Source organism: Hymenobacter wooponensis, from assembly GCF_004745865.1.
In the GTDB taxonomy this organism is placed as follows: domain Bacteria; phylum Bacteroidota; class Bacteroidia; order Cytophagales; family Hymenobacteraceae; genus Hymenobacter; species Hymenobacter wooponensis.
Genome location: NZ_SRKZ01000006.1, coordinates 292950 through 305997, shown reverse-complemented (window position 1 = coordinate 305997; position 13048 = coordinate 292950). Strand labels below are relative to the sequence as shown.

Genomic DNA, 13048 nt, shown 5'->3' with positions numbered 1-13048 from the left:
ACAGGTTTGGATGTGGATACTTATAATGACCGTGAGCCCACCCTCAGCCTTCTCCTATAAAAAGGCTGGGGGTGGGGAGTGGCCTACACGGCGTCAGACAAGCTGGTGAAGGTGAAGTCCCGGATTTTGAGCGGGGGCACGAGGTTGCCGCCTACGCGCACGGGCTTACCAATGGCCTCCAGGTTGTTGAGCATAATAATCGGCGACTCGTTGAAGCGGAAGTTCTTCACCGGGTGCTTGATCTTGCCGTTCTCGATATAGAACGTTCCGTCGCGGGTGAGGCCCGTGTACAGCAGCGTTTGTGGGTCAACGGGGCGGATGTACCACAGGCGCGTTACCAGAATGCCGCGCTGGGTACCCTTGATGAGGTCGGCGGTGCTTTGGGTACCGCCTTCCATTATCCAGCCACCGGGACGGGGCAGGTCCGGAATGCTGTTCTTCTGGGCCCAGTAACGCGAGGAGTAGAGGTTCTTCACCACACCCTTCTCAATCCAGGTGATCTTTTGCTGGGGCCGGCCGTCGCCGGAGAACGTCAGGTCGGCCACTTCCGGGTTGGTCGGGTCGGAGTAGATAGTCACGCGCTCATCAAAGAGCTTTTCGCCTTTGCGGTTTCCTCCTCCCTTTTTGCTCAGGAACGAGCGGCCTTCATCAGCGTTACGGGCGTCGAGGGCGCCCATTAGCGCCTGCATCAGCGAAGCATCTGTGTTGGCCACCAAGGCGGCGGGCTCCAGAATAACGGTGTACTTACCAGGCTCCAAGGCTTTGGCGTTGCGCGAGCCAGCGGCTTTGTCAGCTGCAATCTGCGTCAGGCGAGCCGCGTCGAACTTGCTGGCATCGTTGTAGTCGGCGGTGGCGTAGCCCGAGCCGGTACCGTCGGGCGTGCGCACCGTGATGCTGAACTCTAGGCCACTTTGCTGCTGGTAGGCCTCCAGACCTTTGTTGTTGCGCTTGGCTACAAACCCCGCCGAGTCGTTGAGGAAAGCCGCCGAAGTCAGCTTCTTCTCATCGCAGATTTTCATGCTGGCACCTACTTGTTGAGCGCGGTAGGCCGGCGTGATGTCGGCTGTGCTTTTTGCAAATGCCTGCGGCGACTCCAGATACTTCTGGGGGCCGAGCAGGGGCATGTACTCGGGGCTCTCGGGGGCAAGGCGAGCAATTTCCTCGGCCCGCTGCACGCAGCGGCGCAGAGTGGCGTCGTCGAACTCATTGCAGGTAGCCACGCCGCTGCGCTTGCCGAAGCGCGATTCTACGGCCAGGGCTACGTTGTCTACGCCGCCGCTGGTGCTAATGGAGTTACGGGCCGAGCGGACGTTGCCGCCCGTGGAGCCGGTTAAAGTTGCCTCGCACTCATCGGCGGTGCTAAAGCTCAGGACCTTCTTAAGGATGGCCTGCGATTCGTCTTTGGAAAGTATTGCCATTGCTGAAGTTGATGCGAGTAATTAGCTGATTTTGCGGGCAGTGTTAATCACGTTCACGGCGTTGAAGCGCGTAGTGGCCGAGCCGTGGCTCACGGCCGAAACCTGCGAAGGCTGGCCCTTGCCGTCGAAGAAGGAACCGAACAAGCGGTAGTCCGACTGGTCGCAGCTGCCGGCGCAGCTGTTCCAGAATTCCTGGGTATTGGCTTGGTAGGCCACGTCTTCGAGCTGGCCCGCAATTTTCCCTTTCTCGATGGCGTAGAACACGGTACCCCCGAACTGGAAGTTGTAGCGCTGCTGGTCAATGGAGAAGGAGCCACGGCCGGCAATGTAAATGCCCTTGTCGATGCCCTTAATCATATCATCAACGCTCATTTTCTCTTTGCCGGGGCGCAAGCTCACGTTCGGCATGCGCTGGAACTGCACCGTGCTCCAGGAATCGGCGTAAGAGCAGCCGTCGGATTCGTTCTGGCCGACGATGTGGGCCTGGTCACGGGTCTTCTGGTAATCTACCAGCTTGCCGTCCTTAATCAGGTCCCACTCCTTGGTTTTAACGCCCTCATCATCATAGCCCACCGCACCCAGTGATCCAGGCTGCAGCTTGTCGGCCACAATGTTCACGAATTTGGAGCCATACGGAATGTTCTTAGCCTTCCACTCCATGGTGGCGAAGGACGTGCCGGCGTAGTTAGCCTCGTAGCCCAGCACGCGGTCAAGCTCCAAGGGGTGGCCTACCGACTCGTGAATGGTCAGGCCCAAGTGGTTGGGGTCCAGCACAAGGTCATATTTACCAGCCGTCACGCTCTTAGCCGTGAGCTTGGCTTTGGCCTGCTGAGCTGCCAGGGCGGCATCTTCCAAAATGTCGTAGCTCTGCTTGTAGCCGATAAGCCCCGTGCCCTGCGGACCGGCAATTTTATCGGCGGCTTTGGGCGTGAGGTACTCGTAGCCCAAGCCCATGGGGGAGCTCAGCGCATCGCGCGAGCGGAACTTGCCCGAGGTACGGTCAATGGCCGTTACGCTGAACGTTGGCCAGATGCGGTGCACATCCTGATCGATATACGAGCCGTCGGTGCTAGCGAAGTACTTCTGCTCGTTGATCTGGAATAGGCTGGAATTTACGAAGTTGGCGCCGTTGTCAAGGGCTTTGGCGTTGGCCGCCAGTAGCAGCTCCACCTTCTCTTTCACCGGCACTTCAAAGGCGTTGCGCTGGATTGGGGTTTTCCAGGAAACATCGCCGTAGCCCTTCTGGGGGGCTAGCTGCACCTTTTCCTTCTGGACTTTGGAGTTGGCCTTGGCAATTTCCACGGCCAGCTGGGCAGCTTTCGCCAGGCTCGCTTCTGTTACGATGTTGGTAGCGGCAAAGCCCCACGTGCCGTTGGCAATAACCCTAACGCCCGCGCCGTAGCTTTCGCCGCTGGCAATGTTCTGCACCTGCTTTTCGCGGGTGAAAATGCTCTGGTTGAGGTAGCGTCCGATGCGCACATCGGCGTACGTAGCGCCAGCTGATTTAGCCGCATTAAGCGCCGCATCAGCCATCCGCTTCTTCAGAGCGGGGTCTACGGTTTCGAGTAGGCGGGCCGGGTCCACGAGGATGGATTCGCCAAAGCCCGGCAGCGAAGGGAGCCACAAAGCCCCAGTCGCCAGCCCGGTGAGGCCTACGAAGTCGCGTCTTTTCAAGGGGTAAAGATTTTGGTGATGGAGAGGAAATGCGTGGTGAAGTTTAGCCAGAAGCCCGGCCAATTGCAACCAAACGACGCAAATGCCGTTGAAGGGCTGCATTTTTTCAAAGAAGTAGCTGAAATACTGAAATATTTATCAGCGCTTCTGGCTAACCAAGCCCTTCCGTTATTCCACCAACCTCAGCAAATCAGCTGCAATCTGTTCCCAAGGTTGCTCCAGATTAATAGTCACAATGCGCACTGGGTGGCCGCCGAGGGTGTAGCGTACATTTACAGTCTGCGCCGCAGCGGGATAGAGCAGAATGCCTTCCAATTGCTGATCTGGTAAGGTCGGCTGGTTCTGGAGGTATGCGTAGAGCTGGTAGAGGTGGGGTGAAATCAGCTTCTGCTGATCATAGCGCATGCGCAGGGCGGCCGCGTAATACTTGGTATCGAGGATGATTTTGCGGTCGGCAGCCTCCAGCGTGGTGTCCGTAATCATAGCCGGCAACAGGCCTAGCGCCGCTTCATCGGTTGCTTCCGCCTGCCAGGCAATGGTTTCGGAGAGCACCCGATAGCGGCGCTGCTCCAGGCGGTAGAAGTTGCGCACAAACTGCTCGAACAAGCGCGCCATCAGCACCTCATCCCGCCGGAAGTCGCGGAAGCGGGCGGGGCCATCGGCATCCGGAGTTGGCAAGGCGCTTTGGTAAATCAGCTCGCACACGTTCAGCAAAAAGCCACTAGCCCCCGCCGGGCGCAGGCGGCGCACGGCCCTCAGATTCTCAGCCGTTAGAGCAGCGGGAGCCACACTGGCGGGGAAACGTCGTTGGGTTAGGCGCAGCTCATGGCGCAATGGTGCGGGTAAGCTACGCGAGCGGCTAAGGTGGCCTAGCGTGCCCAGCAGTAAGCAATTAAACGGTGTACTGGGCCCCAGCTCGTCGAACTCACAGACGGCCCGGCCGCGCTGCAGTAGGTTGCGCGCTACCGTAGGCGCCAGCTGCACCCGGCCCCGAATCTCCGTTAGCTCCTCCTCCCGAGTGCTGTAGGCCACTGCCAAGCCCTGGCGCAACAGGCGCCGCGTACCCTTCAGCAGCACATGGGCCAGTAGCTCCAAGGGCCGATGAAATTCCGCGGCATCCGTCGCCAGCAGCTCCTCCCGCTCCGGCAAGCGGTTCCAAGCGTAGCAGAGCAGGTAGTACAGGTTTTGGATGGGAATCATGCGGGAGTGGCCTAGCGAATAGTTGTCCTTCCGAGCCGGAGCGAGGAATTTTGGTTACTGGCCTAGGAGGCACCCCAGATTCCTCGCTCCGGCTCGGAAGGACAGTTCTTATTTTGCTAACAGCTTCTTCTTATGGGCTGCCGCCTTTGCGGGCTGATCAAACCAGTAGTCGTCCAGCAACGGCGCAATTTCCTGTTCCAGAATCAGCGTGAGCCACTGCTCGGCCGCTGCCGGCTCAGTGGGGGGTAGGCAGAAGTAGCTATGCCCAATGCGGAAGTCCGGCCCTAGTTCCGGGTCGTCGGTGATGGTGCGGTTAAGCTCCGTAAGGCGGGCTACTAAGCGCTGCACTACCGCAGTGGGTACGCCTAGTTGCGCTAAATGCTGCTGCAGCGGCGGCCCAAACTCTGGCTCCATCTCCACGAAAGCAAAGCGGCGGCGCAGGGCGTAATCAAGTGGCGCCAGGCTGCGGTCGGCGAGGTTCATAGTGCCAATGAAGAACACGTTGGCTGGCACGTAGAAGCGGGGGGCCTCGGCGGGCGAGTAGGGCAGCCGCACAGCGTGTTCGGGGCCGCGTTTATCGGCTTCCAGCAGCAGTAGCAACTCACCGAAGATGCGGCTCAGGTTGCCCCGGTTCAGCTCGTCAATCAACAGAAAGTAGGGTTGGTCGGGCTCTTGGCTGGCCCGGCGGCAGAAATCTAGCAGCACGCCCTCCTGCAACCTAAAGGTTCCCTGCGCATCGGGCCGGAAGCCCTGCACAAAATCCTCGTAGCTATAGCTAGGATGGAATTGCACGAGCTCCACCCGGCGCGCATCAGTAGCTCTCAGCTGCAGCCAGGCCAAGCGGCGAGCCAGGAACGTTTTGCCCGTACCCGGCGGGCCTTGCAGCACCAAATTACGCCGCCGGCTTAGTGCAGCCAGAGTAGCATCGAGCTTGTCTTCAGTAATAAAGAGTTCCTGCAGCGCCTGCTCGCGGCTATACGGTATGGGGCTTGGAAGCTCGTAGGCCAGTGTGGGCTCTTGAGCCGTGGTGTCAGCGGTAGAAGTGGGCAACTTTTCCGCCGGAGCGGCCTTCGTGGCTTTCGGGGGGTAAAGCTCCTGCATAGCCTCTTGCGCCGCCACATCACCATCCAGCGCCGAGTTTTCTAAGGTGGGGCGCTTGGTGGCAATGGTGAAGTCAAGCTGCTCCAGCACGCGATTAGTCGGTGAGCCGGCCGCGAGGGGCCACTTGGCCTCCGGGGCATTGCAGGCCAGCTGCCAGGCCAGGCGGGCTACCGTGCGCGGGGCATAGCGGCGGCCCTTATACACCAGGTCATAAACGGTACTAAGGGGCATGCGCTGGCCCTCACGGTCTAGTTGGCGCAGGGCACGCAGCACATGGTCGCGGGTAAGCTGAGTAGGGTCGAAGTCGAGAGCAGGCATTCGGTTCTAAAGTACGGGCAAAACACCGTTAGCGCTACGTTTAGCTCCCTCATGCGGCGCTAGGCCATAAAAAAGCCCGACTGCTTGTAGCAGCCGGGCTTTCGTCAACTAGTAACTGTTTACCCTTTTTGGGTAGTCTTCTTTTTACCGTCGGGCTTGTCCTTGATGGTTTCCTCGTTCTTTTTTTCCTGGTTCTTGGTGGCAGGATCAGTATGCTGGGGAGTGGTGGTAGGCTGGGCCATAACAGTCAATGCTAAGTGAATACTAGTATGGCCTACGGCTGAGCTTCTTAAAGGGCGGCAAAAGCCCTAATGTTATAGACTGGCCAGATCAGGTAACAATGCTCAAAAACATAACAAAGCTTAAATTTTCTAGTGCGTACATTCGCCCTGCTACTATTCTAGAGTTTCTTATCCTTTGATTTTATGAACAGACCTGTCATCAGGCCGCTACTCGCTTTGCTATGTTGGTTAACATTTACTGCCGCTGCTGATGCTCAGCAGCTACGCTTCGAGAAGGACTCTCTAGGCCAGGTGCTGCAACGAGCCCGGCAACAACAAAAGCCGGTGTTTTTGCTGATGAGAATGGGTGAGCGGCCAGGTGCCGCCGGTCTCACTAAAGCGCAGATGGAACAACGCTACGGCACCGGCCTCGACGATGCCGCTGTAGCCAAAGAGCTAGAACGAGAGTTTTTGTTGGTAGATGTGCCTTTTGGTACTCCTGAGGCGCAGCGCTTAGCTAGGCGTTACTACGTGAATACCTACCCAACCTACCTCTACCTGCACCCCGATGGTACCGTGCTCCATCGTAGCTATGGCAACACGCATGATGCTCAGCGCTACCTCCGCGACATTGAAACGTTTCGGCAGAAGCTCGCCAGCACCGATAATCTAAGCCGTTTAGAGCAGCGCTACACCCAGGGCGAACGAAGCGCAGAGTTTCTGCGACAGTACATCAAAACGCGCCGGAGTGTAGGCGCGCCTATTGGTGCGGCTTTGCTGGATACGTACGTGCAGGAACTACCGGTAAAGGCTTTTGATCGGTTTTCGGAAGTAGTGTTTATTCACGATTGTGGTCCGGTAGTGGATAGCCGGGCCTACAAGCTGGCGCGGCTAAATAAGCGCTTGATTGATAGCATGTATGCCACACTGCCCTTAGCCCAGCGAACTGCTTTTAACAATCTGATCATCAGCAATACCATGCAGGCGGCAATTACGAGACGTGACCAAAATCTGGCCATGCAGGGAGCCAACTTCGCACGCGGTACCTGGTCTACGAAAGACTACCGCCGGGGCATGCGCACCTATGAGCAGAACATGTTACATTACTACGGAGCCGTGAAGGACACGACACGCTACCTGCCCATGCTGGTCAACTTCTATGAGCAGCACTACATGGCAACACCCGCCGACACCATCCGGCGTCAACAGGCTGCGCAACGAGCCTTGCGCAGTAGCTTCCAAAATCCTTCGCCTTACCCCAACCTGGCACGGCCCGATTCGACTATTAAAGTAACATGGGTTGAATCGAAGACTACGCCCGTTGATACCTACGCGCTGGACTTGAACAACGGAGCTTGGGCCTTGTACAAATCTGGAACTCGGCGGACCACTTACCTCACGCAAGCCATGCGCTGGAGCCAGCGCTCCATCGACCTTGACCCGCAATCTGGTTACTACGACACGTTGGCTCACCTGCTCTATGTCCTGCGCCTGAACGCCGAGGCGGAAGTGACGCAAGAAAAAGCCGTAGCACAGGCGAAAAAAGAAGGTCGGCCGGCGGGAGAGTTTCAGGAAACACTACGCAAAATGAAGGCCCGCACACTCTAGGCGTAGTGGCGTAAGCTATCTACCCCGCCGTGATGGTGCGCTGAATGCCCAGCTTCTTCATGCGTGCTTCTAGGGTTTTGGGGTTGATATCAAGCAGCACGGCGGCGCCGGTAGGGCCGCTTACCCGGCCGCCAGTGCGGCGCAGCGCTGCCAGAATATGGTCGCGTTCTTGGTCTTTCAAGGTTTTGATAGGTCCACCCGTTTCTGGGGTGGCCGAGGGGGCCTGAGCGGCCTGGGCCACCGCCGAAAAACCCGCGAATTCCAGGAAAGGCCCTTGGCTAACAATGACGGCTTGCTCTAGCACGTGCTCTAGCTCGCGCACGTTGCCTGGCCAGCTGTACTGCTGCATGGCGCGCAGGTCACGCTCGCGTAGGCCACGTACGGGCTTACCCATCTGCTTGGTGAAGCGCTCTAAAAAGTGGCGCATTAGCGGCTCAATATCCTCGGGCCGCTCGCGCAAGGCTGGCAACCGAATCGGGAATACATTGAGGCGGTAGTAGAGGTCAGCGCGGAAGCGGCCTGCCGCCACCTCCTCTTCCAGCACGCGGTTGGTGGCCGCAATTACCCGCACGTTAGCGGAAATAACTCGCCGCCCGCCAATGCGCTCAAACTCCTTCTCCTGCAGCACCCGCAACAGCTTGGCCTGCAAATCAAGGGGCAGTTCGCCTACCTCATCTAGAAAAATCGTACCCCCATCGGCCAACTCAAACTTGCCGATGCGCCGGTCGTGGGCCCCCGTGAAAGCGCCCTTCTCGTGGCCAAATAGCTCGCTCTCAATGAGCTGAGCTGGTAGCGCGGCGCAGTTTAGTTTAATCAAGGCCCGCTCGGCCCTCGGCGACAGGTTATGCAGGGCTCTGGCTACCAACTCCTTGCCAGTGCCAGTTTCGCCCTCAATTAGCACGGTAGTATCGGTGGGTGCTACCTGGGCTAGGCGAGTATATACCTGCTGCATTACAGCGCTGCCGCCCACAAAGTCATCGAGGCGGGCGGCGGCGCTGGTGTTGATCTCGTCGATGAGGTAAGTGCGCTCCCGCTCCAGTTGGGTGCGTAACAGATCAATCTGCTCGAAGGCCAACACGTTCTGAATGGCCAGCCGAATTTGCGGCACGAGCGTCAGAATCAACTCCAGGGTTTCTTCTGAGAAGGCGAAAGGTTGGTAGCTGGCCAGAATAACCACTGCCGAAGATTCGTCGCCGGAGTCTAGGGGGGCGCAGAGGATGGACCGCGTACCACGTTCCTCCCGAATGTAGCGCAGCAGGTCGTAGCGGCGGGCCAGGGCTTCAAAGTCGGCCCCAACGTATACTACCGGCGCTGAGAATAGCTCCACCATGGCCTGTTTGCTGGTTTCTGACTGTGGAAGGTCATCATAGCGGTTCTCATCAAGGGCCTGAAAAGAGCCATCCGGCTGCTTATTGAATTCTGCCAGTGCCCGCACCGGCGAGTCGGGCTGGCGGATGCGCACCCCGAAATAATCGTATGATACTACGTGGTTGATTTCCGTGGCAATAGTTCGAAACAACTCTCCACGCTCTTTAATGCTGAGCAGGGCATTGTTGAGGGCTAGCTGCATCGTCTTTTCCTGCTCACGGCGGGCAATATCCTCGAAGGCCAGTGCATTGGTAACGGCCACGGCCACTAGGCTGCCTATTTTCTCCAGCAAATTAGCATCCTGCTCGGATAGGTCTGGCCGGCGACGAGCCACTAGAGATAAAAGTCCAATGAGGTGGCCGCCTGTGCGAAGTGGCACTACCGTAAGATAGCGCATACCTTGGGTCAACAGAGCCTGAAATGGCTGAAAAGTGCCGTACTCCTGCAGCAGTTGCTCCAGGTTGTAATGCTGTAGATGGGGCTGCTGGACGAAGCCTTCGATGGGTGTGTTTTCAATAGGAGCCCGATGGTACTTCTGGTTCGACATGTCGGGGATGATAACATCCCCCAGGTAATCGCGCAGAAATACCCGCCGGTACTGGTGTTCTGTATCCAGCGACAGGATGGTGATGGCGTCAAACGGGAAAATCAGCCGCAGCTTCTCGGTTACACTCCTGAATAAGTCCTCCTTATTACGAGTGGTAGCAATAGCGTCGTTGAGGTATAAGAGCAGAGAATCGTCTTGATCAGGCATGACAAGAACAAAGGGTTGGGCGTGAACTCATTAACTGCTGTCCGCTACGCACTTGGCGAAAGAGGTATACGCTAGGCATAAGTCTTCGGAGCCTAAAATGAAAGCTTTTATCTCCGAAAAAGAACAGCTGAGTTACGAGCGGACACAGCTAAGTATTCCTTAAATATCAGGAATAATTTTGAGGTATTCCTTAAATATCAGGAAATAATAGCTAGGCCGGATATAGTATAAATATTGTATTATACAATGTTTTTACGCCAATAGAGGCTGTAAAGGCCGATTTGATTAGACATTAAAATGATTTTAATGGGTTGGCACATGATTGGGTAATAAGGCAGTACTACCAAGTCGTACATCCGTATGCTTTCCCGACCAACATTAGCCGTCCCCCTGGTAGCCTTAGGGCTCCTGACTGCCGGCGCGGCCCATGCACAGCAAGGGCCTATCATTTCAGATTCCCTAACGCTGGACGGCACTGTTCGTTCAGTTTTGGATGCCAACCCAGCTATTACCTCGCTGGAGGAAGAAGTAAACGCAGCTACCAGCCGCGTTACGCAGGCACGTGGTGGCTTCTTGCCGCAAATCACCGGTACTGCTACCTACACCCGCGTAGATCCTGTGGTGAAGGTGCAGCTCAGCCCCGATGCTCCTGCTTTCCAGTTGGCACCCAACAATAACTATGACGCCCACATCACGCTGCAGTATGGCCTAGTAGACTTCGGTAAGAAGGATGCTACCTACAACCTGGCCGAAAGCCGCCGCCTAACTGCCGCTGACCAGATCAATGTAACGCGCCGCGACCTGGCCTACTCGGCCGTGCAGGTGTACTACAATATTCTGTTTGTGCGCGAGAGCATAAAGGTGCAGGATGCCCAGATTGCTTCCCTGCAGCAGCACCAGCGCGAGATGGAAAAGCGCGTGGAAGGGGGCGTTAGCACCCGCTTCGACGTAACCACCACGCAGGTACGCATCACTCAGGCGCAGAATGCCAAAATTGATCTGCAGAACCAGCTCAACAACCAGCAAGCTCAGCTAGCTCGCCTGCTGCACCGCCCTGAGTATGTGAACGTGCCCGTACGTGGCGCTTTCACTTACCAGCCCCAGGCTATTGATGTAAATGCTGCCCTGACCAGTGCAGAGGCCAACCGCCCAGAAATAAAGCTGGCTCGTGATGCAGAGCAAACGGCCAACCTAAACCTGAAGCTGATTGAGCGCAGCAATATGCCACTGCTAGGGATTGGGGGCCAGCTAGGTGCCAAGAACGGCTACCTGCCTAACCTCGACCGGATTCGTCCGAACTCGGTGGGCGTGGTGCAGCTTTCGGTACCGATCTATGATGGTAACCGCAACAAGAACCAGCGGGTAGAAGCGGCAGCGAATATTCGGGGCGCGCAAGCCCGCATCCTGGACACCCAGGAGCAGGTTCGTTCCGATGTACGCCAGGCTGCCAACAACATCCAGTCGAGCACAGCTCGCTACGATAACTCGCTGCAGCAAATTAACCAAGCCACCGACGCTCTCACCCGGGCGCAGGCTCGCTACCGCTACGGCGTAGGCAGCAACCTCGACGTGCTAGACGCGGAGACTTCGTTGGCTCAGGCTCGCTTAGCCCGTTTGCAGGCCATTTACAATTACACTCTAGGCCAGTACCAACTCAAGCGCGCTACCGGCGAGCAGATTTGGTAGCTGTGAGTGAGTGATGGAGTGAATGAGTGAAGTACCCATCTGGGCTCACCCATTCCGGCAAGTCACTCATTCACCCATTCATTCACTCACAATATGACCATCCTGTGTCCGATTGATTTTTCTGCCGCAACGGAGGCGCTGGTAACCTACTCAGCGGCCTTAGCGGCGGGTACGGGGGCTGAGTTGCGGCTGCTGCACGTACTGGAGCCCGGACCAGCGGCTCCTACGGCACCCCTGAATGACATGGAAATTGCCCAGAGGCTGGCCCAGCACCGTGAAGCAGCTTTAGCTACAGGTGCTCAGGTCACTACGGCAATTGTGTACGGCGATGCGGCGCAGGAAATCGTAGAAGAAGCACGCCGCCATCCGGCCGATATCATTGTTATTGGAGCGCACGGCCAAACGGGCCTCACGCGCTTTTTAATGGGCAGCACCGCCGAAACCGTAGTACGTACCGCTTCGTGCGTGACGCTGCTGGTAAAGCCCGGCTGTCCCAAAGCATACCGCCAATCGGCGTAAGTATTTGTTGGCTGGCCTAGGCCACTCGGCCAGCCTCTCCTCAACAACCGACAACGAACAACCAAGTACCCATATGGCAACCCCCGTTCAACACGATTCGGCCGTAGCGCCTACTCAATCCGCGGCTTATGAGCCAGTAGTGGACGAGCAACCCGCAGGCCGTTCCAAGCGCCCCATTATACTAATTGTCTTGGCCCTGGTGCTGCTGATTGGCGGCTACTTCGGCTACCAGCGCTACCAGTTCGGACAAACTCACGAGGAAACCGACGACGCCCAAGTAGAAGGCGACGTGTACCCCGTGCTGCCTCGCGTAGGTGGTCCCGTACTGGAAGTGAAAGTAGACGATAACATGCCGGTGAAAAAGGGCGACGTCCTAGTTGTACTAGACCCCTCCGATTACCAGCAGCGCGTAAATGCTGCCCAGGCTGCTTTGGCTGCCGCCCAGGCTAACGTTATTGCCGCCCGCGCCGCTGTAGGTACGGCTTCGGCTAACGTGCGTACCGCCCAGGCCACTATCGGCGTGAGCGATGCTAACCGTGCTCGTCTGCAGAAAGACCTGAAGCGGAGCGAGTTCCTGCGCAAAGAGGACATCATCCCGCAAAGCGACTACGATGCCGTGCAGGCTAACTTGCGCTCAACTACGGCTCAGCGGGCTACGGCTCAGGAGCAGGTATCGGTAGCTCGCCAGCAGGTAACTGCTGCCCAGCAGCAAGTAGCCGTGGCTGAAGCCGTGGTAAAGCAGCGCCAAGCCGACCTCGATAATGCCCAGCTTCAGCTCAGCTACACCACCATCAAGGCTCCCGCCGATGGTACGGTAAGCAAGAAAGGCGTGCAGCCTGGCCAGGTAGTAGGCCCCGGTCAGCAACTGTTTGGCATTGTGGCCAGCAGCCGCACCTGGGTTATTGCTAACTTCAAGGAAACCCAGCTGGAAAACATGCGCGTAGGCCAGCCCGTGAGCGTGGAAGTAGATGCTTACCCCCACGAAGAATTCACGGGCAAAATCGAGTCGCTGTCGGCTGCTACGGGTGCTCGTTTCGCCCTGCTGCCCCCCGATAACGCTTCCGGTAACTTCGTGAAAGTAACCCAGCGCGTACCCGTAAAAATCGTCCTCGACAAAGTTGACCCCGAGCACCCTCTGCGTGCTGGCATGAGCGTAACCGCTACAGTAGCTACTAAGTAGC

General features: G+C 57.4%; 10 protein-coding genes. 4 read left to right on the top strand and 6 right to left on the bottom strand.

The window, feature by feature from the left end:
* Positions 1-83 precede the first annotated feature (83 nt).
* From EU557_RS20370 to EU557_RS25970, 5 genes are all read right to left on the bottom strand, one after another.
* Entirely contained in the window at positions 84-1418 is a 1335-nt protein-coding gene (locus EU557_RS20370) for a TldD/PmbA family protein (RefSeq protein ID WP_135532322.1), read from the bottom strand.
* 21 nt (positions 1419-1439) lie between these two features.
* Positions 1440-3092: a TldD/PmbA family protein gene (locus EU557_RS20365; protein WP_135532321.1), complete on the bottom strand. Its 1653-nt coding sequence runs from the start codon at positions 3090-3092 to the stop codon at positions 1440-1442.
* Positions 3093-3260: 168 nt separating this feature from the next.
* A complete protein-coding gene (locus EU557_RS20360; protein ID WP_135532320.1) occupies positions 3261-4292 on the bottom strand; it encodes a 5-methylcytosine restriction system specificity protein McrC in 1032 nt (343 codons plus the stop codon).
* Between the two features lie 108 nt (positions 4293-4400).
* A complete protein-coding gene (locus tag EU557_RS20355; RefSeq protein WP_135532319.1) occupies positions 4401-5711 on the bottom strand; it encodes an AAA family ATPase in 1311 nt (436 codons plus the stop codon).
* A 119-nt stretch (positions 5712-5830) separates the two neighbouring features.
* Positions 5831-5953, bottom strand: coding sequence for a hypothetical protein (locus EU557_RS25970; protein ID WP_262490722.1), 123 nt, complete (start codon positions 5951-5953; stop codon positions 5831-5833).
* 183 nt (positions 5954-6136) lie between these two features.
* Between EU557_RS25970 and EU557_RS20350 the strand changes: the two genes are divergently transcribed.
* Positions 6137-7540 (top strand): hypothetical protein, encoded by a 1404-nt coding sequence (locus tag EU557_RS20350; protein ID WP_135532318.1) that lies wholly within the window; start codon positions 6137-6139, stop codon positions 7538-7540.
* A 19-nt stretch (positions 7541-7559) separates the two neighbouring features.
* Here EU557_RS20350 and EU557_RS20345 read toward each other — a convergent pair whose 3' ends face one another.
* Positions 7560-9662, bottom strand: coding sequence for a sigma 54-interacting transcriptional regulator (locus EU557_RS20345; RefSeq protein WP_135532317.1), 2103 nt, complete (start codon positions 9660-9662; stop codon positions 7560-7562).
* Between the two features lie 360 nt (positions 9663-10022).
* Between EU557_RS20345 and EU557_RS20340 the strand changes: the two genes are divergently transcribed.
* The 3 genes from EU557_RS20340 to EU557_RS20330 all read left to right on the top strand — a co-directional run bounded on the left by EU557_RS20340 (position 10023) and on the right by EU557_RS20330 (position 13047).
* On the top strand, positions 10023-11348 hold the full coding sequence (locus EU557_RS20340; protein WP_135532316.1) for a TolC family protein: 1326 nt from the start codon (positions 10023-10025) through the stop codon (positions 11346-11348).
* A 93-nt stretch (positions 11349-11441) separates the two neighbouring features.
* On the top strand, positions 11442-11867 hold the full coding sequence (locus EU557_RS20335) for a universal stress protein (protein WP_135532315.1): 426 nt from the start codon (positions 11442-11444) through the stop codon (positions 11865-11867).
* Positions 11868-11940: 73 nt separating this feature from the next.
* Positions 11941-13047: an HlyD family secretion protein gene (locus EU557_RS20330; RefSeq protein ID WP_135532314.1), complete on the top strand. Its 1107-nt coding sequence runs from the start codon at positions 11941-11943 to the stop codon at positions 13045-13047.
* The last annotated feature ends 1 nt before the right edge of the window (position 13048 follow it).

What these genes read in the sequence shown, in the direction of transcription:
- EU557_RS20370 (WP_135532322.1), bottom strand. Translation starts at nt 1,418, where the DNA reads ATGGCAATACTTTCCAAAGACGAATCGCAGGCCATCCTTAAGAAGGTC.
- EU557_RS20360 (WP_135532320.1), bottom strand. Translation starts at nt 4,292, where the DNA reads ATGATTCCCATCCAAAACCTGTACTACCTGCTCTGCTACGCTTGGAAC.
- EU557_RS20355 (WP_135532319.1), bottom strand. Translation starts at nt 5,711, where the DNA reads ATGCCTGCTCTCGACTTCGACCCTACTCAGCTTACCCGCGACCATGTG.
- EU557_RS25970 (WP_262490722.1), bottom strand. Translation starts at nt 5,953, where the DNA reads ATGGCCCAGCCTACCACCACTCCCCAGCATACTGATCCTGCCACCAAG.
- EU557_RS20350 (WP_135532318.1), top strand. Translation starts at nt 6,137, where the DNA reads ATGAACAGACCTGTCATCAGGCCGCTACTCGCTTTGCTATGTTGGTTA.
- EU557_RS20345 (WP_135532317.1), bottom strand. Translation starts at nt 9,662, where the DNA reads ATGCCTGATCAAGACGATTCTCTGCTCTTATACCTCAACGACGCTATT.
- EU557_RS20340 (WP_135532316.1), top strand. Translation starts at nt 10,023, where the DNA reads ATGCTTTCCCGACCAACATTAGCCGTCCCCCTGGTAGCCTTAGGGCTC.
- EU557_RS20335 (WP_135532315.1), top strand. Translation starts at nt 11,442, where the DNA reads ATGACCATCCTGTGTCCGATTGATTTTTCTGCCGCAACGGAGGCGCTG.
- EU557_RS20330 (WP_135532314.1), top strand. Translation starts at nt 11,941, where the DNA reads ATGGCAACCCCCGTTCAACACGATTCGGCCGTAGCGCCTACTCAATCC.